Annotated in this window: 15 protein-coding genes; 4 read left to right on the top strand and 11 right to left on the bottom strand. The window is 71.0% G+C overall.

What is annotated here, in order from left to right:
• Positions 1–23: 23 nt before the first annotated feature.
• Together HEP85_RS27995 and HEP85_RS27990 are read right to left on the bottom strand one after the other, a co-directional pair.
• Entirely contained in the window at positions 24–218 is a 195-nt protein-coding gene (locus HEP85_RS27995) for an acyl-CoA carboxylase subunit epsilon (RefSeq protein ID WP_168530387.1), read from the bottom strand.
• A 57-nt stretch (positions 219–275) separates the two neighbouring features.
• On the bottom strand, positions 276–1865 hold the full coding sequence (locus HEP85_RS27990; protein ID WP_168530386.1) for an acyl-CoA carboxylase subunit beta: 1590 nt from the start codon (positions 1863–1865) through the stop codon (positions 276–278).
• 622 nt (positions 1866–2487) lie between these two features.
• On the opposite strand from HEP85_RS27990, the gene HEP85_RS27985 reads away from it, so the two are divergent.
• Entirely contained in the window at positions 2488–3099 is a 612-nt protein-coding gene (locus HEP85_RS27985) for a YceI family protein (RefSeq protein ID WP_168530385.1), read from the top strand.
• Positions 3100–3280: 181 nt separating this feature from the next.
• Complete coding sequence (locus HEP85_RS27980) at positions 3281–3790, top strand: GNAT family N-acetyltransferase (protein WP_168530384.1); 510 nt, start codon at positions 3281–3283, stop codon at positions 3788–3790.
• Between the two features lie 196 nt (positions 3791–3986).
• Here HEP85_RS27980 and HEP85_RS27975 read toward each other — a convergent pair whose 3' ends face one another.
• Both HEP85_RS27975 and HEP85_RS27970 read right to left on the bottom strand, forming a co-directional pair.
• Positions 3987–5369, bottom strand: coding sequence for a hypothetical protein (locus HEP85_RS27975; protein ID WP_365771047.1), 1383 nt, complete (start codon positions 5367–5369; stop codon positions 3987–3989).
• Between the two features lie 146 nt (positions 5370–5515).
• Positions 5516–8536, bottom strand: a complete 3021-nt coding sequence (locus tag HEP85_RS27970) for a glycoside hydrolase family 3 N-terminal domain-containing protein (RefSeq protein WP_369657866.1) — start codon at positions 8534–8536, stop codon at positions 5516–5518.
• Between the two features lie 238 nt (positions 8537–8774).
• On the opposite strand from HEP85_RS27970, the gene HEP85_RS27965 reads away from it, so the two are divergent.
• On the top strand, positions 8775–10640 hold the full coding sequence (locus HEP85_RS27965; protein ID WP_168530383.1) for a ricin-type beta-trefoil lectin domain protein: 1866 nt from the start codon (positions 8775–8777) through the stop codon (positions 10638–10640).
• Positions 10641–10712: 72 nt separating this feature from the next.
• Here HEP85_RS27965 and cimA read toward each other — a convergent pair whose 3' ends face one another.
• From cimA to ureA, 5 genes are all read right to left on the bottom strand, one after another.
• Positions 10713–12317 (bottom strand): citramalate synthase, encoded by a 1605-nt coding sequence (cimA, locus tag HEP85_RS27960; RefSeq protein WP_168530382.1) that lies wholly within the window; start codon positions 12315–12317, stop codon positions 10713–10715.
• A 384-nt stretch (positions 12318–12701) separates the two neighbouring features.
• Positions 12702–13238: a TetR/AcrR family transcriptional regulator gene (locus HEP85_RS27955; RefSeq protein WP_168534091.1), complete on the bottom strand. Its 537-nt coding sequence runs from the start codon at positions 13236–13238 to the stop codon at positions 12702–12704.
• A gap of 225 nt (positions 13239–13463) precedes the next feature.
• A complete protein-coding gene (locus tag HEP85_RS27950) occupies positions 13464–14501 on the bottom strand; it encodes an agmatine/peptidylarginine deiminase (protein ID WP_168530381.1) in 1038 nt (345 codons plus the stop codon).
• Positions 14502–14512: 11 nt separating this feature from the next.
• A complete protein-coding gene (locus HEP85_RS27945) occupies positions 14513–16183 on the bottom strand; it encodes an urease subunit alpha (RefSeq protein WP_168530380.1) in 1671 nt (556 codons plus the stop codon).
• Complete coding sequence (ureA, locus tag HEP85_RS27940) at positions 16180–16878, bottom strand: urease subunit gamma (protein ID WP_168530379.1); 699 nt, start codon at positions 16876–16878, stop codon at positions 16180–16182. Before ureA ends, HEP85_RS27945 begins: the two co-directional genes overlap by 4 nt.
• A gap of 164 nt (positions 16879–17042) precedes the next feature.
• Between ureA and HEP85_RS27935 the strand changes: the two genes are divergently transcribed.
• Positions 17043–18488, top strand: a complete 1446-nt coding sequence (locus tag HEP85_RS27935) for a cytosine permease (protein ID WP_168530378.1) — start codon at positions 17043–17045, stop codon at positions 18486–18488.
• Between the two features lie 50 nt (positions 18489–18538).
• Here the strand turns inward: HEP85_RS27935 and HEP85_RS27930 are convergent, their stop codons facing one another.
• Entirely contained in the window at positions 18539–19879 is a 1341-nt protein-coding gene (locus HEP85_RS27930; protein ID WP_168530377.1) for a KamA family radical SAM protein, read from the bottom strand.
• 14 nt (positions 19880–19893) lie between these two features.
• Positions 19894–20964 carry a hypothetical protein gene (locus HEP85_RS27925; RefSeq protein WP_168530376.1) on the bottom strand — a complete coding sequence of 357 codons (1071 nt, stop codon included), beginning with the start codon at positions 20962–20964 and terminating at the stop codon, positions 19894–19896.
• Positions 20965–21065: the final 101 nt, after the last annotated feature.

Below are 21065 nucleotides of genomic sequence, written 5' to 3'. Positions count from 1 at the left end.
TCGTCACGTACAAGCGCCGCGGGCTAACCGTGCCAGCTGTGCGGGGCACGGAAGCCGGGCTCGCGCTCCAGACGGCGCCAGCCGGCCTTCGTACGGCCTCGGTGGGTGGGGGTGGTGTCCGGCTGGGCGGCGGCCCGGGCCAGGAGGATGGCCGTGATGGCGGCGACCTCCTCGGGCTCGGCGTGGCCCTTCTCGACGCGGATCTCGGGGTCGTTCATAGGTGTCAGTCTCCGTGAGAGAGGTTTCCGCGGCGCTGCCGCGGAGGAGCCGCAGGGTTACTGCGGGGGGTTGCCGTGCTTGCGGGAGGGCAGGTCCGCGTGCTTCGTGTGCAGCATCGCCAGCGAGCGGATGAGGACCTCGCGGGTCTCGGCGGGGTCAATGACGTCGTCGACCAGACCGCGCTCAGCGGCGTAGTAGGGGTGCATGAGCTCGGCCTTGTACTCCTTGACCATGCGCACACGCATGCCCTCAGGATCGGCGGCGTCGGCGATCTGACGGCGGAAGATGACGTTGGCGGCGCCCTCGGCGCCCATCACGGCGATCTCGTTCGTGGGCCACGCGTACGTGAGGTCCGCGCCGATGGACTGGCTGTCCATCACGATGTAGGCACCGCCGTACGCCTTGCGCAGGATCAGCGAGATCCTCGGCACCGTCGCGTTGCAGTACGCGTACAGGAGCTTCGCGCCGTGCCGGATGATCCCACCGTGCTCCTGGTCCACACCGGGCAGGAACCCCGGAACGTCCAGGAGGGTGATGATCGGAACGTTAAAAGCGTCACACATCTGGACAAAGCGCGCAGCTTTTTCCGAGGCCTCGATGTCCAGGACGCCGGCGAGGGTCTGCGGCTGGTTGGCGACGATGCCCACCACCTGGCCGTCCAGGCGGGCCAGCGCGCAGATGATGTTGCGGGCCCAGCGCTCGTGGACCTCGAGGTAGTCGCCGTCGTCGACGAGTTCCTCGATGACCTTCGTCATGTCGTAGGGCCGGTTGCCGTCGGCCGGCACCAGGTCGAGGAGGACATCGCCGCGCCGGTCCACGGGGTCCTCCGAGGCGACACGCGGGGGGTTCTCGCGGTTGTTCTGCGGGAGCATCGACAGGAGGTAGCGGACCTCCGCGATGCAGGTCTCCTCGTCGTCGTAGGCGAAGTGACAGACCCCGCTGGTCTCGGCGTGCACGTCGGCGCCGCCGAGCCCGTTCTGGCTGATCTCCTCACCGGTGACGGCCTTGACCACGTCCGGGCCGGTGATGAACATCTGCGAGGTCTCACGGACCATGAACACGAAGTCCGTCAGGGCCGGGCTGTAGGCCGCGCCGCCCGCGCACGGGCCGAGCATCACGGAGATCTGCGGGATGACACCGGAGGCCTTGGTGTTGCGCTGGAAGATGCCGCCGTAGCCGGCCAGCGCGGAGACACCCTCCTGGATCCGGGCGCCCGCACCGTCGTTGAGGGAGACCAGCGGCGCACCGGCCGCGATGGCCATGTCCATGATCTTGTGGATCTTCGTGGCGTGGGCCTCGCCGAGCGCGCCGCCGAAGATACGGAAGTCGTGCGCGTAGACGAAGACCGTACGGCCCTCCACCGTGCCCCAGCCGGTGATCACACCGTCCGTGTACGGCTTCTTGGCCTCCAGGCCGAACCCGGTCGCCCGGTGCCGGCGCAGCTGCTCGACCTCCTGGAAGGACCCGGGGTCGAGGAGCAGCTCGATCCGCTCCCGGGCGGTCAGCTTGCCCTTGGCGTGCTGGGCCTCGGTCGCCTTCTCGCTGGGGCCGCGCAGTGCCTCCGCACGAATCGCGTGCAGTTCGGCCACGCGCCCGCGTGCGTCCGTGGGTTCGCCTGAGGGTGCGGCCTCGTCCAAAACGGTCATGTAGCGACCTTACGAAGTCGAACAAGAAAAGCGAGCCGTCGACTCCGTACAGTCTCCAGCCTGTTTTCCTGGTACCCCTGAACAGAACCTCGACCGGATGCAGGCGATCTGACTGCTCAGGGGGCATGCGGCTTGTAGAGGTCACACAAAGCCGTCAGCTGAGAGTCACCTCACATTCATGGGTGAGGCATACCATCCCCAGAGTGACATGGCCCCTCGAACGGCGGCCTGCGCCGCGCACTTCGGCCGCCGCGCCCACCCGGCCGCACCTGCCGCACCGGCCGGGCCCGGACACTCGCCCGGGGACTCCCCTGGGTGCGGCCCCTCCGCGAAAAGGTTAACGGAGCGCCCCCGCGCCGTGGACACGCCCGTGCCCCGGCGACAACCGCCGACAGAGCTCCCACCAGCGGTGATGCGCACCGGTTCGACCGGCCGGGAGTGCGCGACGGGGAGCGCCTCGCCGGAACGCACAGTAACGTCGGCAACACACAGCGGATGATGTTGAAAGTTGAATGGAATAGGTCTACCGTCAGTCCTGTTCACCTCGTTGAATGTTTAACAAAATGATCCTCGCGGTTCCGCTTCCCCGATCCGCGACCCCGTCCCCCCTTAGGAGCACGTCATGGGCATCTTCGGCCGTAAGACCACCGACACCCCCACCGCCGGCGCGGCAGCCGCCGCCGTGAACCCCGACCTCGCGGCGCTCACCGGCGAGTACACGATCGACCCGGCGCACTCGACGATCGGCTTCGTCGCCCGTCACGCCATGGTCACGAACGTCAAGGGCTCCTTCCAGGACTTCGAGGGCGCGCTGCACCTGGACGGCGCCGACCCGTCCCGGTCCACCGCCACGATCGACGTCAAGATGGACAGCATCGAGACGGGCTCCGCGGACCGCGACACCCACCTCAAGAGCTCGGACTTCTTCAAGACCGACGAGTTCCCGGCGATGACCTTCCGCTCCACCAAGGCGGAGGCCCTGGGCGGAGACGACTACCGGATCACCGGTGAGCTGTCGATCCTCGGCACCACGAAGCCGCTCACCATCGACCTGGAGTTCAACGGCTCGGCGAAGGACCCGTTCGGCAACGAGCGCGTCGGCTTCGAGGGCAAGGCCGAGATCCTGCGCTCCGAGTGGGGCCTCACCTGGAACGCGGCCCTGGAGACCGGTGGCGTCCTCGTCTCCGACAAGATCAAGCTGAACTTCGACATTTCGGCGATCAAGAACGTCTGACCCGCCCTCACGGCACCCTGAGCGCGCCCGTCCTCTACTCCCCCCGTACCGGGAGGGCGGGCGCTCCGGCGTGTCCGCGTACAGGTCACCCCCTGCACCGGTGCAGGCCCGTGACGGGCGTCCGCCGAGGGCGGGCGATATCCCGGTGCGGTGGCCGTCGTCCGGCGGCTAGCCTCCGGGCATGACCTGGTTGCCTGCCGACTTCGCGCACCCCCTCCGTGTCGAACTGTCCGGGGGGCATCACCTCAGGCCCATCACGGGTGCCGACGCGGCCATGGACTATCCCGTGGTCATGGGCTCGCGCGAGCGGCTCTGGTCCCTCTTCGGGGAGGCCTGGGGCTGGCCCGCCGAGACCATGACGTACGAGGCGAACCAGAGGGATCTGGAGCGGCACGAGGCCGAGATCGCCGCCCATGAGTCGTTCAACTACGTTCTGCTCGACGGGACCGGGACCGTCGAGTCCGGGTGTGTCTACATCGACCCGCCGGAGAAGGCCGGGGCCGACGCCGAGATCTCCTGGTGGGTGACGGACGACAGGGCCGGCACCGGACTGGAGCGTGAGCTTGCCTCGCTGGTGCCCCGGTGGATCGCCGAGGACTGGCCCTTCGAACGGCCTCGGTTCATCGGCCGTGATCTGTCGTGGCGGGAGTGGCTCGCCCTGCCCGACGCGGACGCCGACGCCGACGCCTGAGAAGCATGGCCGGGCCCGATGTCAGGCCGCGGCCACTCCGGACGCCGAGCGGGACCGAGTGCGAGGTACCGCGTCCGGCGGCGGCCCTGCCGGACCTCCTCGCCCGTGCCCACGCCGGGCCTCGCGACGCCGGGCCTCGCGACGCCGGGCCTCGCGACGCCGGGCCTCGCGACGCCGTGGCTCGGGGCGCCGTCGCTCAGAAGCCGCCGCCGAAATCTCCTCCGCCGCCGAAGTCGCCGCCCCCGCCGTCCCCTCCGCCCCCGCCGTCCCCGAATCCGCCGCCGAAGTCGCCGGGGTCGAAGGAGGCACCCGAGACGTCGCCGCCGTCGTAGCCGCCGAAGTCCCCGTAACCGGTGCCGTAGTCGGCCGCGTAGGAGGGGGTGGCCATCGCGCCGCCGAGCAGGGTGCCGACGAGGAGGCCGGGGAGGATGCCGCCGCCGAAGTAGCCGCCCGCCCAGGGGCCGTAGGCCGGTCCCGCGTCCCAGTAGGGGCGGCGGCCGTACTCGGTGTCGACCTCGCGGACCGCCGGGTCGTCGCCGTCGGCCAGCCGGGCCCGGTCCGCCGCGCAGACGGGGACCTCGCGGGCCGCGCCGCCGGCCGGCGTCCAGGTCGCGTCCGCGACCGAGGGACCGTGCCGCGGGTCGAAGAAGCAGGGTGCGCGGCGCTCCGGCAGCGGGCGGCCCTCCCGGCGGGCGGCCAGCAGCGCGAGGGAGAAGCGGCCGTCCTCCAGCGCCTCGGTGACGGCGCGTACGTCCTCCGGGCGGCGGGCGGCCGTCATCGACGACTTCGCCTGTTCGTACGCGTCGAGCGCGCGTTCGTAGTCGGCGCGCATCGCGTCGTCCGCGCCGACCTCCGCGGGGTGGAAGTCCAGCCGGTCGAGTTCCTCGCCGAAGGCGGTGATGTCCTCGTCCACCACGACGCGGAGCTTGTCCAGCGCGGCCCGCTGCTCCTGCGACCTGCGGCGCCGGTTGCGGCGTACGAGTGTGTACGCGCCCGCGCCGCCGGCCACGACCACGGCGCCGACGGCGATCAGCGCGGTCGTGGAGACGCCGCCGTCCCCGCCGCCCGCGTGGGACCCCCAACTGCTCGGGGCCGAGCCCTTGACGCTGTTGAGCGCGCGGTCCGTGAAGTCGTTCAGCTGGGTCTTGGCGGGTTCGCCCTGGACGCTGGTGACGAGGTTCTGCACGCCGGTGCGGGCCAGCACGGCGGAGTCCGCGCGGGCGTCGAAGCGGGTGCCGAGCCTGATGGCGTACAGGCCGGTGACGCCGGTGTCCGTGCGGAGGTTCTGGAAGAGGTTCTGGGTGGGGAAGCCGTCGGGGAGAACCGCCACGAAGACGGGCTTGTCCGCCTTCTTGATCTTCGCGGCGAGGGCGCGGGCGTCCGCCGCGGACAACTGGGCGGAGGCCGCGGGGTCGACGTAGACCGGGCTCCTGCGAAGGGCCGCCGCCACCGTGCCGACGTCGGTGGCGGTGGCGGTGGCCGCGTGCGCGGGGTACGCGCCGGGAGAGAGGGCCGCGAGAGCGGCGAGGAGCAGCGCGATCAGCAGTCCGGGGAGCCCCCGGATCAGTGCGGCCTTCATATCTCCGAAGCTACCCGAAACCTGCGCGAACGTGCGCTGAACGGAGCATCGGGTGCGGGTGGGACAGAGGTGGCCAGGGGTAACCCCAGCCCCACCCGCCCCACCCGCTCCCACCCGCACCGTGCTCGCGGGCTACGAGGTGGACGTCACGCGGCGCGGTACGCCTCCGTCAGCTTGCTCACCGCCTCGGCGTAGTGGCCCGTCAGGAGGAGGTGATCGGCGTCGGCGAAGGGTTTGCTGGTGGCCGGCGTGAGGGCCGAGGACAGTTTCTGCTGGACCAGCAGGCGGGCCTTGGAGACGACGGCGCGGCCCAGCGCGTCGGCGCCCGCCCGGTCCGCGCCAGCGGCCACCAGGGCGAGGGCCCTGAGGGTCGCGGAACCGCCCTCGGGGACCTTGCTGAGCGTGGTCAGCCCCCAGCCGTAGGGGAACTGGGGATCGTAGGCCGTGTCACCGACGTTGATCGGCAGCTGGGCCTCCGACTTCGGCCAGGTGACGGGGAGCTGTCCGGTGAAGGGCCGCCTGCCGTAGAGGACGTCCGCGACACCGTCGCCCTCGGTGCCGGGCAGCCAGGAGGCGACGAGCGCGTCGATGTCACCGAGGCGGTCGCCGATGAGCTGCGGGCGGCCGGAGACGATCAGGACCGCGCACTTCATGGCGGCGCACACCTTGTCCACGGCGGCCTTGTCGGCGGCCGTCAGCTCCAGGTCGTTGCCGTTGCCGACATCGCCGACGCCCTCGGCGTACGGGGTCTCGCCGACGACGACCACCCCCACGTCGTAACCGCCGGTGGGCGCGGAGGCATCCTTCGAGTAGGTGACGTCACCGCCCGCGCGCTTCATCCCCTCCAGGATCGTGGTGCCGTCCGTGTTCTTTCCGGAGGAGCCCTGCCAGGTGATGGTCCAGCCGCCGGTCTGGTTGCCGAGGTCGTCGGCGTTCGAACCGGCGACGTAGACCTTCTGGGACTTCTTCAGGGGCAGCACGCCCGCCGAGTTCTTCAGCAGGACCTGCGACTCGGCCGCCGCCTCGCGGGCCACCGCCCGGTGCGCGGGCGAGCCGATCCGCGACGCGCCGCTCGTGTCGGCGTACGGCTTCTCGAAGAGGCCGAGCTTGAACTTCTGCGTCAGGATCCGCGACACGGCGTCGTCGATCCGCTGCGCGGTGACGCGGCCGGCGTTCGTCTCGTCGATGAGCGTCGTACGGAAGTCCTTGTAGGAGTACGGCACCATCATCATGTCGACGCCCGCGTTGACCGAGGTGCGGACGTGGGAGGCGTAGTCGCCGGGGAGCTGGTCGATGGCGTTCCAGTCACTGATCACGAAGCCGTCGAAGCCCATCCGGCCCTTGAGCACGCCGTTGATCATGTCCGCGCGGGCGTGCATCTTCACCGGGCCCTGACCGTCGCCCAGGATGTCGAGCGAGGAGTACGAGGGCATGACCGTGCCGATGCCGCGGTCGACGGCCGTCTGGTACGGGGCCAGGTGCACGGCCTCCAGCTGCTGCCGGGTGACCTTCGTGACGCCCTGGTCGATGGTGTAGGAGCCGGTCGTGGAGGAGCCGTACTCCGTGCCGCCGTCGCCCACGAAGTGCTTCGCGGTCGCCAGCACCTTGTCGTCGTCCTTCAGGTCGCTGCCGTCGCGGGCGCCCTGGAGGCCCTGGATGACCGTCTCCATGGACTTCACGAGGGCCGGGTCCTCACCGAAGGACTCGTACGAGCGGCCCCACCGTTCGTCGCGGGTCACGCACAGGCAGGGGGCGAAGTCCCACGGGATGCCGGTGGCGCGGACCTCGGCGGCCGTCACCGAGCCCGCCTTCTCCGCCAGACCCGGGTCGCGGGTCGCGCCGATGCCGATGTTGTGCGGCATGATCGTCGCGCCGGCGAGGTTGTTGTGGCCGTGCACCGCGTCCACGCCGTAGATCAGCGGGATCTGGAACCGGGTGGCCTGCGTCCGGAGCTGGTAGCCGTCGATCATCTTCGCCCAGGCCGCGGGGGTGTTCGGCGTCGGCGTGGAGCCGCCGCCGGAGAGCAGCGAGCCGAGGTCGTACGAGGCGATGTCGCCGCCCGCTCCGATCGCGCCGCGCTCGGCCTGGGTCATCTGTCCGGCCTTCTCCTCCAGGGACATCCGGGAGACGAGGTCGGCGACCCGCTTGCGCACGGACAGCTTCGGGTCCAGGTACGGCAGCCCGTGGGCGTCGATGACCACCTGCGGGGTCTCGGCGGGGGCCTTCGCGCCGGTGACCGTCAGCTTGAGGGGGATCGTCTCGGCGGCCTCGGCCGACCGGTCCTTCAGGGTGGACACCCGGATCGTGCGGGAGGCCCCGGAGGCGGTGCCCGCCGGGAAGGTGATCTCACCCTTGACCGGTGTGTAGTCCTTGCCGGACTCGGCGGTGCCGCCCGCGCTCTCGTAGGCGACCGTCACGGGTTCGTCGAGCGGGGCGGACCCGGTGGTGGCGACGGAGAGCTTCACCGTCGCCGAGCCGCCCTCCTTCACCGGGTAGACGGCCGAGTCGGCGTTCACGGAGGCCCGCAGGGACTGGTCCGCCTTGCCGTACAGCTCGACGTCGTCCATGGCGAAGTGGCCCTTGACGCCGACCGGGAGCGTGACGGCGTACCCCCACATCTGGGTGAGGCCGAGAACCTGGTCGATTCCGCCGACGGGCTGGTAGTCCGTGCGATAGGTGAAGTTGCCGAAGGGGATCTCGATCTGTTTCCAGCCGGTGAAGTCGTCCGTGAAGGAGGTCGTCCACAGCTCGGAGGCCTCGCCGTGGGCGCCGCCGTCCTTGATCTCGAAGTTGACCTTCTTCGCGTTGTTCTGGCCGTCCCACCAGAAGCGGATGCCCCGGTGGGCGGACCAGTCGTGGGCCGGCTGGCCGGCGGCGAAGTCGTGGGTGAAGCCGCCATAGCCGCTGATGTCGTAGTCGCCGCCGAGGACCTTGTCGCCCTCGGGAGCGTCCGGCCGTGCGGTCAGGGCGAGTGCGGGCGGGTCGTCGGCGTCGCCACCCCAGGTGAAGATGCCGTCGGCGGGCTGGCTCGCGAAGGGCACTTCCCCCTCGAAGCGGTCGACCGGGACGGGGGCTGGGTCGTCGGCCGCGGCGACCGTGCCGGCCGCGGCCAGCGGAAGCAGCCCGACGAGCAGGGCGGCTGAGGCGAGCAGGGCGGTTCTTCGCATGGACCTTCCCTCGGCTCTCGTAGTTCACTTACGGCTTAGATCACGGCGTGAGTTAACTGATGCCACGGGGGACCGTCAAGGCTTCACGTCAGAACCGGTACAGACTCAACCCCCGGCCGGATCAGGGGTGTTGTTCCTTCAAAGTGTGAACGCGCACCCCCTTGACGCGCCCCGCGAGCCGTCATTTACTCACGCCTCGCACGCCTCCCCACCCCCACCTCCAGAAGGGCGGCGCCCCATGAGGGGATCCACTCGAGCGGTCCGGCTGCTTCTCGCCGGTCTGCTCACCACGGCCGGGTTCACGGCGGCCGCGCCCGCGCACGCCGCGGGCGAACAGGTCACCGCCTGGCTGACCACGACCGATGACGACGGCGGCCGTCATGTCGTACGCGGGCTCCAGGCCCAGGCGCCGTTCGCCTTCCAGTCCGGCAGCGGCGGAAGCGGCGAGAACATCACCGTCGACGAGAACACCCGGTACCAGACCTTCACCGGCGGCGGTGCCTCCTTCACCGACACCGCCGCCTGGCTGATGAACAGCAGTGGCGCGCTCTCGCAGTCGACGCGGGACGCCACGATGCGCAAGCTGTTCTCACCGACGGACGGCATCGGGCTGTCCTTCCTGCGCAATCCGATGGGCGCGTCGGACCTCGCGCGGTTCGGCTACACCTACGACGACGTGCCGGCCGGGCAGAGCGACCCGAACCTGGCGCAGTTCTCGATCGCGCACGACCTGGCGGACGTGGTGCCGCTGACGAAGCAGGCGCTCCAGCTGAACCCGTCGCTGACGGTGATGGCCTCGCCGTGGACGGCTCCGGCCTGGATGAAGGACAGCGGGCAGCTCAACGGCGGCTGGCTGAAGTCCGAGGACTACGGGGCGTACGCCTCGTACTTCGTGAAGTATCTCCAGGCCTACCGGGACCAGGGCGTGCCGGTCTCGTACGTCACCGCGCAGAACGAGCCGACCTGCTGCTCGGGGTACCCCTCGATGAGCTGGAACGGCTCCGGGCTCGCCTACTTCACCAAGAGCGAGCTGCTGCCGAAGCTGCAGGCGGCGGGCCTGTCCACGAAGGTCCTCGCCCACGACTGGAACTGGGACGTGTACGACTCGTACGCCGCCCCGACCGTCGACGACGCGGCGGTGCGCTCCCACCCGAACTTCGGCGGGATCGCCTGGCACGGGTACGGCGGGGACATCAACAAGCAGACGAGTGTGCACAACCAGTACCCGGGGCTGGACGCCTTCGGGACCGAGCACTCGGGCGGCACCTGGATCGCCAACCAGCAGCGCGAGGACATGCTCAACATCGTCGACTACACGCGCAACTGGGCGAAGTCGGTGACGAAGTGGTCGCTGGCCGTGGACCAGAACCGGGGGCCGCACAACGGCGGCTGCGGGACGTGCAGCGGGCTGATCACCGTGCACAACGGCGACGGGGCGAGCGGGAGCGTCGACTACACGGTCGAGTACTACACGATGGGCCACCTGACGAAGTTCGTCCGGCCCGGTGCCCAGCGGATCGCGTCGACGGCGTCCACGTCGGTGCCGAACGTGGCGTGGCGCAACCCGGACGGGTCGAAGGCGCTGATCGCGTACAACGACGCGTCCGCCGCGAAGACGATCACTGTCAACTGGGGCTCGCAGCACGCCACCTACTCGTTGCCGGGCAAGACCTCGGCCACCTTCACCTGGTCCGGCACGCAGTCGGGCGGGGGCGGCGGCCAGTCGGGCTCCTTCGTCGGGCTCGCGGGCAAGTGCCTGGACGTGGCGGGCGGTTCGAGCGCCAACGGCGCCGCGGTGCAGCTCTACGACTGCAACGGCAGCGCGGCCCAGAAGTGGGCGGTGCAGGCGGACGGCTCGGTGCAGACGCTCGGCAAGTGCCTGGACGTGACCTCGGCCTCGACCGCGAACGGCGCCAAGGTCCAGCTGTACGACTGCAACGGGAGCGGCGCCCAGCGGTGGTCGTACAACGCCTCGACGGGTGACGTGGTCAACACCGCGGCGAACAAGTGCCTCGACGTGACCGACAACTCCTCGGCGAACGGGGCACGGGCGCAGATCTGGACGTGCACGGGAGCGGCCAACCAGAAGTGGCACCTGCAGTAGGCCACGGAGGTCCGGCGCGGGTCCCCGGCGAGGTCTTCACACCTCGCCGGGGCCCGTGCCCGGCTGCTCGCGCTACGCGGCCGGTTCCACACCCGCCCGCAGCAGACCGTAGGTGCACGCGTCCTCCAGTGCCTGCCAGGACGCGGCGATGACGTTCTCCCCGACGCCGACCGTGGACCACTCGCCCGCGCCGTCGGAGGTGGAGATGAGCACACGGGTCGTGGAGGACGTGCCGTGCTTGCCCTCCAGGATGCGCACCTTGTAGTCGACGAGTTCCAGCGTGGCGAGCTGGGGGTAGATCTTCTCGAGCGCGACCCGCAGCGCGCGGTCGAGGGCGTTGACGGGACCGTTGCCCTCGGCGGTGGCGACGATGCGCTCGCCCTTGGCGAAGAGCTTGACCGTGGCCTCGTTGGCGTGGGTGCCGTCGGGGCGGTCCTCGACGATGGCCCGCCAGGACTCGACCTCGAAGTACGTGCGGGCCCTGCCCTCGGCCTCCGCGCGCAGCAGGAGCTCGAAGGACGCGTCGGCCGCCTCGTACGTATAGCCCCTGAGCTCGCGTTCCTTGACCCGCTCGACGACCCGGCCCACCAGTTCGCGGTCGCCACCGAGGTCGATGCCGAGTTCCTTGCCCTTGAGTTCGATCGACGCGCGGCCCGCCATGTCGGAGACCAGCATCCGCATGGTGTTGCCGACCTGCTCGGGGTCGATGTGCTGGTAGAGGTCCGGGTCGACCTTGATCGCCGAAGCGTGCAGACCGGCCTTGTGCGCGAACGCGGAAACACCCACATAGGGCTGGTGCGTCGAAGGCGTCAGGTTGACCACCTCCGCGATCGCGTGCGAGATCCTCGTCATCTCCCGCAGCGCGCCCTCGGGCAGCACCCGCTTGCCGTACTTCAGCTCCAGGGCCGCCACCACCGGGAACAGGTTCGAGTTGCCGACCCGCTCGCCGTAGCCGTTCGCCGTGCACTGCACGTGCGTCGCGCCCGCGTCGACGGCGGCCAGCGTGTTGGCCACCGCGCAGCCCGTGTCGTCCTGGGCGTGCATGCCGAGCCGGGCCCCGGTGTCGGCGAGGACGGTGGCGACGACCGCCTGGACCTGGGCCGGGAGCATGCCGCCGTTGGTGTCGCAGAGCACGACCACGTCGGCGCCCGCCTCGGAGGCGGCCCGGACGACCGCCTTCGCGTACGCGGGGTTCGCGCGGTAGCCGTCGAAGAAGTGCTCGCAGTCGACGAAGACGCGCCGGCCCTGCGAGCACAGGTAGGAGACGGTGTCGCGGACCATCTCCAGGTTCTCGTCCAGGGTCGTGCGCAGCGCGAGCTCGACATGGCGGTCGTGGGACTTGGCCACCAGCGTGATCACCGGGGCACCGGAGTCCAGCAGCGCCTTGACCTGCTGGTCCTCGCTCGCCTTCGCTCCCGCCCGGCGGGTGGCGCCGAAGGCCACGAGCTGGGCGTGCTTGAAGTCGATCTCCTGCCGGGCGCGGGCGAAGAACTCGGTGTCCCGCGGGTTGGCGCCGGGCCAGCCGCCCTCGATGAAGCCCACCCCGAAGTCGTCCAGGTGCCGTGCGATGGCCAGCTTGTCCGCCACGGTGAGGTTGATGCCCTCACGCTGCGCGCCGTCGCGCAGGGTCGTGTCGAAGACGTGGAACGAATCGTCGAGCTCGCTGGTTTCGGTCATGGTGTCTGGCTCCTGTGTTGGATCTCGGTCTGTACCGGAATGACCGGCTCCACCGTCCCCCAATGATCCCTCGCGCTCCCTTCCCGGCTTGTGGTGGGCCAGGAAAACGAAAAACCTCTCGCGGGTGCGAGAGGTCTGCGCGCGGGTCGAGGACGACGGTGCCCGCCCGTACGTGGTGGTACGTGGCGGTCACTGCGGACCGGCGCGCCTGCTGCCCATAATCATGGCGAACGAGAGCACGGGGGCAGTCTGGCACAGCGCCGCCCACGGGCCCAGATCGTCTCAGGATGCGAGCGGTTCGTCCGTTTCCGAGGGCGGCTTCCGGCCATGGCCGTCCCGGGCCGCACGGGTCCGCACCCGTCCGCGACCGGGCGGCGCCCGTGGTCAGCCGAGCGATGCGTCCAGGAACTCCTTCACGTGGCCGAGGGTCCGCTCCCGGTCGGTGCCGCGCAGCCCGATCGCCACGTGGATGGAGAAGCCGTCGAGCAGGGCCCGCAGCCGCGCGGCGAAGCGGTCCGGGTCGACCTGCCGGAATTCGCCCCGCGAGACACCCTCGGCGATCAGCGCCACCAGGTCCCGGTGCCAGGCCCCTTCGATGGCGACCTGCCGCTCACGGGCGTCCTCGCCGGCGTTCTGCGAGTGGTTCCAGACCTCCAGCCAGAGCGTCCAGTGGGGGTCGCGGTGGCCGTCGGGGACGTACAGGGCGACGTACGCGTCCAGGCGGCCGCGGGCGGTGCCCCGCGCGGCGAGCAGCCGGCCGCGCTCGGCACCGAGCCGGCCCTCGCTCCACTCCAGCGTCTGGAGCAGCAGTTCGTCCTTGGAGCGGAAGTAGTAGAGGAGGTGGCCGCTGCTCATCCCGACCTCGCGGCCGAGCGCCGCCATGGTGAGCTTCTCCAGGCCGCGCTCGGCGATCATGCCCATCGCCACCCCGAGGACCTCCTCGCGGGGCGGTGCGGTGTTGCGGCGACGGGTCACGGGGCGGCCTCCACGGTCTCCGTACCGCCCGGGGCCCGGTCGGCCCCGGTGGTCACCTCGGCCCGGCGAGGGCGGCGCCGGCACACGGTACAGAGCAGTACGTTCACCTGTACGTTCTACCCGACCCCCGCTCGCGCGGGTCGGCGGGCCCCGGACCTCGGGCCCCTGGCCTCAGACCTTCGGCTGCTGCTGGGTGATGCAGTGGATACCGCCCCCGCCCGCGAAGATCGTACGGGCGTCCACCAGGGTCACCGTCCGCTCGGGGAACAGTTCGCGGAAGATCCCGGCCGCGGTGTCGTCACGCGGGTCGTCGAAGCCGCACAGCACGACACCGCCGTTGCAGAGGTAGTGGTTGATGTAGGAGTAGTCCGCCCAGTGCCCGTCGGCCTCCAGGACCGTCGGTGCCGGGACCTCGACGACCTCCAGGGGGCGCCCGCGCGCGTCGGTCTGCGCCCTCAGCAGCCCGATGACCTCCTTCGTCACCTCGTGGTCGGGGTGCGCGGGATCCGGCTGGTGGTGCGCGACGACGACTCCGGGGCGGGCGAAGGCGGCCACGATGTCGACGTGCCCGAGCGTGCCGAAGCCGTACGGGGGGTAGTCGCCGGTCAGTCCGCGCGGCAGCCAGATCGCCTTGCGGGTGCCGAGGTGGGCGTGGATCTCCGACTCGACCCGCTCGCGCGTCCAGTCCGGGTTGCGCTGCGGGCCCAGTTGGACGGTCTCGGTGAGCAGGACGGTCCCCTCGCCGTCCACGTGGATCGCGCCGCCCTCGTTGACCAGCCGCGAGGCGTACGTCCTGGCGCCCGCGAGGTCCGAGACGTACGCGCCGATCTTGGCGTCGTGCTCCCAGCGAGCCCACTCCTGGGCGCCCCAGCCGTTGAACGTCCAGTCCACGGCGGCCAGTCCACCCTTGCCGTCGGTGAGGAAGGTGGGGCCGATGTCACGCATCCAGGCGTCGTCGAGTTCCCGTTCCACGGTGTCGACCCCGGGGCCGAGGAGCTCCGCGGCCTCCCGGGACTGCCCCTGCCCGCACACGACGGTGACCGGTTCGAAGCGGCGGACCGCGCGCGCCACCGACGCCCAGGCGGCCCGCGCCCGCGCGAGCTCGTCCGGGTCGTCGAAGGTGGGGTTCGGGCCCGGCCACGCCATCCAGGTGCGCTCGTGCGCGTCCCACTCGGCGGGCATCCGGAAACCGTCGGAGGCAGGGGTCATGGCGGGCACCTTCACAGGAAGTAGAGGCGGTTGAGGGATACGGAGTCGGCGGCCTCGGAGCGCAGTGGCTCGCCGTCCAGGGTGACCAGGCCGGTGCGCTGGTCGACGTCGACGGCTCCCGTACGGGAGTTGAGGCGCAGGTCGGCGGGGCCGATCCCGCGCGTGCCTCGCACGGCGACCCTGCGCCGGCGCGTCGGCATCCGGTCGTTGCCCTGGTCGAGGGCCGCCTGGGCGACGAAGGCCACCGAGATCTCGGCGGGCGTCGCACCGTGCGCCCCGAACTGCGGCCCCAGGACGAGGGGTTCGCAGGTGTCGGTGGCGGCGTTCGGGTCGCCGACGACGCCGTAGGCCGGGAAGCCGGACTTCAGGACCAGTTGCGGCTTGGCGCCGAAGAACTCGGGGCGCCACAGCACGATGTCGGCGAGCTTGCCGACCTCGAGGGAGCCGACCTCGTGCGCGAGCCCGTGGGCGATGGCCGGGTTGATGGTGAGCTTGGCGATGTACCGCAGGACGCGTTCGTTGTCGTGGTCCTCCGGGGCGCCGAACTCGGTCTTCATCTTTCCGGCCATCGCGAAGGTCCGGCGTACGGTCTCGCCCGCGCGGCCCATGCCCTGCGCGTCCGACGACGTGATGCCGATCGCGCCCAGGTCGTGCAGCACGTCCTCGGCGCCCATGGTCCCGGCGCGGATCCGGTCGCGCGCCATGGCGGCGTCGCCGGGCAGGTCGGTCTTGAGGTCGTGGACGGAGACGATCATGCCGTAGTGCTCGGCGACCGCGTCCCGGCCGAAGGGCAGGGTGGGGTTGGTGGAGGAGCCGATGACGTTCGGGACGCCGGCCATCTTGAGGACGTTCGGGACGTGCCCGCCGCCGCAGCCCTCGATGTGGAAGGCGTGGATGGTCCGGCCGTCCAGCACCCGCAGGGTGTCCTCGACCGAGAGGCATTCGTTCAGCCCGTCGCTGTGCAGGGCGACCTGGACGTCGTGCTCCTCGGCGACGCGCAGCGCGGTGTCGAGGGCGCGGGTGTGGGCGCCCATGTCCTCGTGGACCTTGAAGCCGCTCGCGCCGCCCTCGGCGAGGGCCTCGACCAGGGGCGCGTCGGACGAGGACGAACCCCGGCCCAGGAAGCCGATGTTGACCGGCCACGCGTCGAACGCGGAGAAGGCGTGGCGCAGCGCCCAGGGCGAGTTGACGCCGACTCCCCACACCGGCCCGAACTCCTGGCCGATGACGGTGGTGACGCCGGAGGCGAGCGAGGCCTCCATGATGCGCGGCGACAGCAGGTGGACGTGGGTGTCGACGGCTCCGGCGGTGGCGATCAGTCCCTCGCCGGACACGATGGACGTGCCCGTGCCCACCACGACGTCGACCCCGTCGAGGGTGTCGGGGTTCCCGGCCCGGCCGATCGAGCAGATCCGCCCCTCGCGGATGCCGATGGAGACCTTCCGGATGCCCTGCGCCGCGTCGATCACCACCACGTTGCTGATCACGACGTCGCAGGTGTCGCGGACGGCGGCGGCCTTGAGGTGCAGCCCGTCGCGGGCGGTCTTGCCGAAGCCGGCGAGGAACTCGTCGCCGTGTCGCTGGGAGTCCGACTCGACGCGGATGGTCAGCCCCGAGTCGCCGAGGCGGACGCGGTCGCCCGCGCGGGGGCCGTGGGTGGCGGCGTACTCGTACGGATTCATCGTTCGTCCCCTTCGGCTTCGTCGGCGCCGAGGTACCCGCAGGCGGCTGCCCTGCGCAGGGCCTCCTCCCGGGCTCCGGGCGCGTCCAGCGGACCGTCCACGAGTCCGGCGAAGCCGATCGCGACCCGCGCTCCGCCGATCGGGCGCAGGCCGACCTCGGCGCTCTCCCCGGGGCCGAAGCGGACCGACGAACCGGCGGGGACGGCGAGCCGCATCCCGTAGGCCGTCGCCCGGGGGAAGTCGAGCCGCGGGTTGGCCTCGAAGAAGTGGAAGTGCGAGGTGACGGAGACGGGCACGGTGGCGGTGTTGGTGACCGTCAGCCGCACGGCGGCCTCGGGCTCGGTGTGCGCGGGACCCGGCAGCAGGGCGCCCGGTCCCTCCTCCCCCAGTCCCGCGCCGAGGGGGTCGCTCACCACGGCGAGCCGGGACCCGTCGTCGAAGACGGCCTCGACGTGCACCTCGGTGACGATGTCGGCGACACCCGGCAGCACGTCGTCCGGGCCGAGCACGGAGCGGGCCGCCTCGATGGCCTCCGCGAGCCGGCGCCCGTCGCGGGCCGCCTCGCACACGGTGTCCGCGATGAGCGCGGTCGCCTCGGGGACGTTGAGCCTCAGGCCACGGGCCCGGCGGGCCCGGGCCAGCTCGGCCGCGCCGAAGAGCAGCAGCCGGTCACGTTCCGTGGGGGTCAGTCTCACGACGCGGCACCTCCTTGCCTTCCACTGGTTAGAACATCACTCTAAACAACGGATGGGCAAGAGGGAAACATTGACAGGCAGTGGGGCATTGACGGGCGCACCTGGAAAGCGACACATTGAACGTCGCTCTAAACAACCGGGCGGCGGATCGAAGGAGACCAGCCATGCCGATAGAACAGCGCGGAGTCGACACCATCCCCGACGAGGAGCGGACCAGCGGTCCGCGCGACCTCGTCTCGATCCTGCTCGGCTCCAACCTCTGTCTCGGCGTGATCATCTTCGGCTGGCTGCCGCCGTCCTTCGGGCTCGACTGGTGGTCCTCGGTGAGCTCGATCGTGGCCGGCACGGTGATCGGCACGGCGCTCACCGCTCCCCTGGCGCTGGTCTCGCTGCGCACGGCCACCAACCTCTCCACCTCCTCCGGCGCCCAGTTCGGGGTGCGCGGGCGGCTGGTCGGCTCGGTCGTCGGGCTGCTGCTCGCCCTCGGCTACACCGCGCTGACCGTGTGGATCGGCGGCGATGTGATGATCGGCGTCCTGCACCGGCTGTTCGGACTGCCGGTGGACGGCCTCGCCTACGCCGTCGTGTACGCGCTCCTCGCCGCCGCCACCGTCGCGGGCGCGGTCTACGGCTACCGGGTGCTGCTCGCCATGTCCCGTGTCCTCGCGGTGGGCATGACCGCGCTGCTCGCCCTCGGCGTCCTCGCGTACGCGCCGCACTTCACCACCGCCGCGCTCCCCGAGGCGGGCGGCTACCTGCTCGGCTCGTTCTGGCCGACCTGGCTGCTGGCGGCGGTCGCGGCGGGGCTGTCCGGGCCCATCGCGTTCATCACCCTGCTCGGTGACTACACCCGGTACATCTCCCCGTCCCGGCACTCCTCGCGCACGGTCCTGCACGCCACCTGGCTGGGACTGATCGCCGGCCTGCTCGTCCCCCAGCTCTTCGGGACCTTCACGGCGTACGCGGCCCGCGCCGCCCTCGACTACGCGGGACCGCTGGTCTCCGCCTCCCCCGCCTGGTACCTGGTCCCGCTCCTGCTCGCCGCCTCCGCGGGCTCGGTCGGCAACGCGGGACTGATGCTGTACTCGATGGGCCTGGACCTGGACGCGATCCTGCCGCGGGCCTCACGCGCCCGGGCCACCCTCACGGTCGCCGTCGTCGCCACCGTCTGTGTCTTCGTCGGCCACTACGCCTGGAACGCGCAGTCCGCGATGACGTCCTTCGTCCTTCTCCTGACGGCCATCGGCACCCCGTGGGCGGTCATCACCCTCATCGGCTTCGCCCGCAGCCGCGGAAGCTACGACCCGGACGCCCTCCAGGTCTTCAACCGCCGCTCCCGGGGCGGGATCTACTGGTACCGCGCCGGCTGGAACGTCCGGGCGACGGTCTCCTGGGTCCTCGGCGCCACCGTCGGCCTGCTCGCCGTGTCCCTGCCCTCCTACGAGGGACCACTCCTGTCCCTCACCGGCGGGGTGGACTGCAGCTTCGTCCTGTCGGGACTGGTCGGTGGGGTCGCGTACCTGGCGCTGTCCCTGAGCCCGGCCTCCGGGACGAGCGGCTCGGAGTCCGCTCAGGAGGGGATCAGCGTTGCAGCGGGCCCACGGAGCTGACCATCGGCGAGCCCTGGGCGCCGGGTGAGAAGGCCGAGGCGATCCTCGGCTCAGCCCGCATCCAGGCCGGGCAGGAACCGGCTCGCGCCGAAGGCGGGCTTGAGGTCGCTGAACCAGGTGGCGTTCTCGTCGTACGCGGCGAAGAACGGGCGGCCCACCAGGTCCGGGTCGCGGGCCTGGATGAGGTGGAGCACGAAGACCTTCTCGCCGGCCACCTCCGTGACCCCGTCCACGCACACCTTGCCCGGCATCGCCGACATGACCGGGCCGCGCACGGTCCGCGCGAGGCCGGACACCTGGGCGTAGGCGTCGCGGAAGATCTGGTGACCGCGGGCGAGCGGCACCCCGAAGTAGCCCTGGGGGCCGGTGTCCCGCTCCACGAACAGGTAGTACGGCACCGCCCCCAGCGCGGTCGTCTCGTTCCACAGCCCGGCCCACGCCTCGGCGCTGTCGTTGATGCCCCTGACCAGTGGCCCCTGGCAGCGGATCACGGCACCCGTGTCCCGCACCCGGCGCATCGCCTCCCGCACCACCGGGGGCCGCAGCTCCTGGGGATGGGTGAAGTGGGCCATCAGCGCGAGGTGGCGGCCGCTCGCGACCACCTTCTCGAACAGGCGCAGCACGTCGTCGGCGTCACGGTCGGTGAGGAAGCGGTGGGGCCAGAAGGCGAGCGACTTGGTGCCGACCCGGATCGACCGGACGGACTCGATCTCCAGCAGCGGCTCGACGTAGCGGCGCAGCACCTCGGTGCTCATCACCATCGGGTCGCCGCCCGTGATGAGCGTGCTGGTGACCTCCGGGTGGGCGCGCAGATAGGCGGAGGTGGCGGCGATGTCGTCGGTGGCGATGCGCAGGTCGGACTCGCCGACGAACTGGGGCCAGCGGAAGCAGTACGTGCAGTAGGCGTGGCAGGTCTGGCCCTGGCGCGGGAAGATCAGCACCGTTTCCGGGTACTTGTGCTGGAGGCCGGTGAGACGCCGCCCCTCGTGGACGGGGACGTTGGCGTCGAGCTGGCCGGAGGGATGCGGGTTGAGCCTCATCCGGATCTCGTGGGCCGCGCGCAGCACGTCGGCCTTCGGGGCGTCCTGCGCGAGCAGGTCCGCCATCTGCTTGAGGTCGGGCTCGGGCAGCATCTCGGCCTGCGGGAACGTCAGCCGGAAGAGCGGGTCGTCGGGCACGGCCGCCCAGTCGATCAACTCGTCGACCACGTAACTGTTCGTACGGAACGGCAGGACGGCCGCCACGGCGCGCAGGTCCAGTCGCTCGGCGGGCGACAGGGACACGCGCCGCAGCAGGCCGTCCAGGTCACGGGGCGTGAAGGCGCGGAAGCGAGGGCTCGGGTGCGCGGAGCCGGGTCTCGCGGGCCGAGCGGGGTGGAGCGCTGAACTCATGTGTGCCGGGGCCTCTATTCCCTGACCAGGATCAACGGCCGCAACTCGACGAAGGCGCCCGCCGACGCATCGTACTTCTCCGCGAAGCGCTGCATGAGCAGGCCGTGCAGCTCGCTCTCGTCGTCCACGACCATCAGCTCGTGCGCCCCGGAGGCGTTCAAGGCCTCGCTGTAGGCGGAGAGTTGGTCGAGACGGTGGCGGGCCAGGTACGACACCAGGTCGTGCCCGGCGACGTACGGGCAGTCGTCCACGTGGACGAAGCGACAACTGAACTCCCGGCGCCCGTCGGTCGCGTCGACCAGGGTCAGCGGCAGATGGGTGAACCGTTCCATCGGCTTGCTCTGCTGCCACAGTTCGTCGAAGCGTTGTTCGACGAAGGTACCGAGCGGTGAGTGGACGGCGACCTCCAGCTGGACTCCCTCGCCGGACAGACGCCCGACGGTGAGGAAGGAGACCAGGGAGCGCTCGTCCCAGCGGTAGAGGGTCACGCCGGGGGACGTGGAGCAGAGGCGCACTTCGAGGAGCTGCCGGGATGTCTCGTCGAGCCGGAGCGCGAACCGGTCCAGCGTGCGCAGGTTGCGCAGGATGTCGCGGCGGATGTCGTCACTCCGCTCGCCCAGTTCACGGCCGCGCAGGATGACCGCGAGGGAATCGGGGTCGAGAAGGAGGATCTGCACGCGGGCGCCGTGCCCGGTGGCCGCCTTGATGCCGCGGAAGAGCCGCTCGGAGAACTGCGGGCCGAACACGTGGGAGAAGGTGTCGAGGACCTTCACGTTCGAGGTCGAGCCGTAGACCTGGGCGCTGAACCACTCGTAGTCCAGTCGGGTGTGCTCGCGGACCCGGCCCTCCTGGGCACGGCTGATCAGCGGGCCGATCACGAAGACGGTGACGACGACGCCGACGATGTCCGTGCCGAGGTTGAGGGTGAGGTTCTCCTCGTAGTTGTCCATCCGCGAGCTGCTCCACAGGAGGAGCGCGGCGACGCCGGCGAGCAGGACGAGAACCGTGAGGCTCTGGGGACGGCGCGGGGTGCGTAAGGTGCGCAGCAGCCAACGCAGTCGTGGCAGCGGCGACCCTGCGCTCACCTGCGCTCCCTCCGTGGTCGTACGGGCGCACGGGAGGGCGGCACGCTCCCCCGTGGAATCTGTGGATACCCGTGTCGCGGAGCCGCTACGCGTCGAACGAA

Origin of the sequence: Streptomyces sp. RPA4-2, from assembly GCF_012273515.2 — a bacterium.
Taxonomy (GTDB): Bacteria; Actinomycetota; Actinomycetes; order Streptomycetales; family Streptomycetaceae; genus Streptomyces; species Streptomyces kaempferi.
The sequence above is the reverse complement of the archived record's forward strand: the minus strand, read 5'-3'. Positions and strand labels throughout refer to the sequence as shown.

Bases quoted from the DNA above. Each gene is read 5' to 3' on its own strand.
- HEP85_RS27995 (WP_168530387.1), bottom strand. From the start codon at position 218: ATGAACGACCCCGAGATCCGCGTCGAGAAGGGCCACGCCGAGCCCGAG.
- HEP85_RS27990 (WP_168530386.1), bottom strand. From the start codon at position 1,865: ATGACCGTTTTGGACGAGGCCGCACCCTCAGGCGAACCCACGGACGCA.
- HEP85_RS27985 (WP_168530385.1), top strand. From the start codon at position 2,488: ATGGGCATCTTCGGCCGTAAGACCACCGACACCCCCACCGCCGGCGCG.
- HEP85_RS27980 (WP_168530384.1), top strand. From the start codon at position 3,281: ATGACCTGGTTGCCTGCCGACTTCGCGCACCCCCTCCGTGTCGAACTG.
- HEP85_RS27975 (WP_365771047.1), bottom strand. From the start codon at position 5,369: ATGAAGGCCGCACTGATCCGGGGGCTCCCCGGACTGCTGATCGCGCTG.
- HEP85_RS27970 (WP_369657866.1), bottom strand. From the start codon at position 8,536: ATGCGAAGAACCGCCCTGCTCGCCTCAGCCGCCCTGCTCGTCGGGCTG.
- HEP85_RS27965 (WP_168530383.1), top strand. From the start codon at position 8,775: ATGAGGGGATCCACTCGAGCGGTCCGGCTGCTTCTCGCCGGTCTGCTC.
- cimA (WP_168530382.1), bottom strand. From the start codon at position 12,317: ATGACCGAAACCAGCGAGCTCGACGATTCGTTCCACGTCTTCGACACG.
- HEP85_RS27955 (WP_168534091.1), bottom strand. From the start codon at position 13,238: ATGGGCATGATCGCCGAGCGCGGCCTGGAGAAGCTCACCATGGCGGCG.
- HEP85_RS27950 (WP_168530381.1), bottom strand. From the start codon at position 14,501: ATGACCCCTGCCTCCGACGGTTTCCGGATGCCCGCCGAGTGGGACGCG.
- HEP85_RS27945 (WP_168530380.1), bottom strand. From the start codon at position 16,183: ATGAATCCGTACGAGTACGCCGCCACCCACGGCCCCCGCGCGGGCGAC.
- HEP85_RS27935 (WP_168530378.1), top strand. From the start codon at position 17,043: ATGCCGATAGAACAGCGCGGAGTCGACACCATCCCCGACGAGGAGCGG.
- HEP85_RS27930 (WP_168530377.1), bottom strand. From the start codon at position 19,879: ATGAGTTCAGCGCTCCACCCCGCTCGGCCCGCGAGACCCGGCTCCGCG.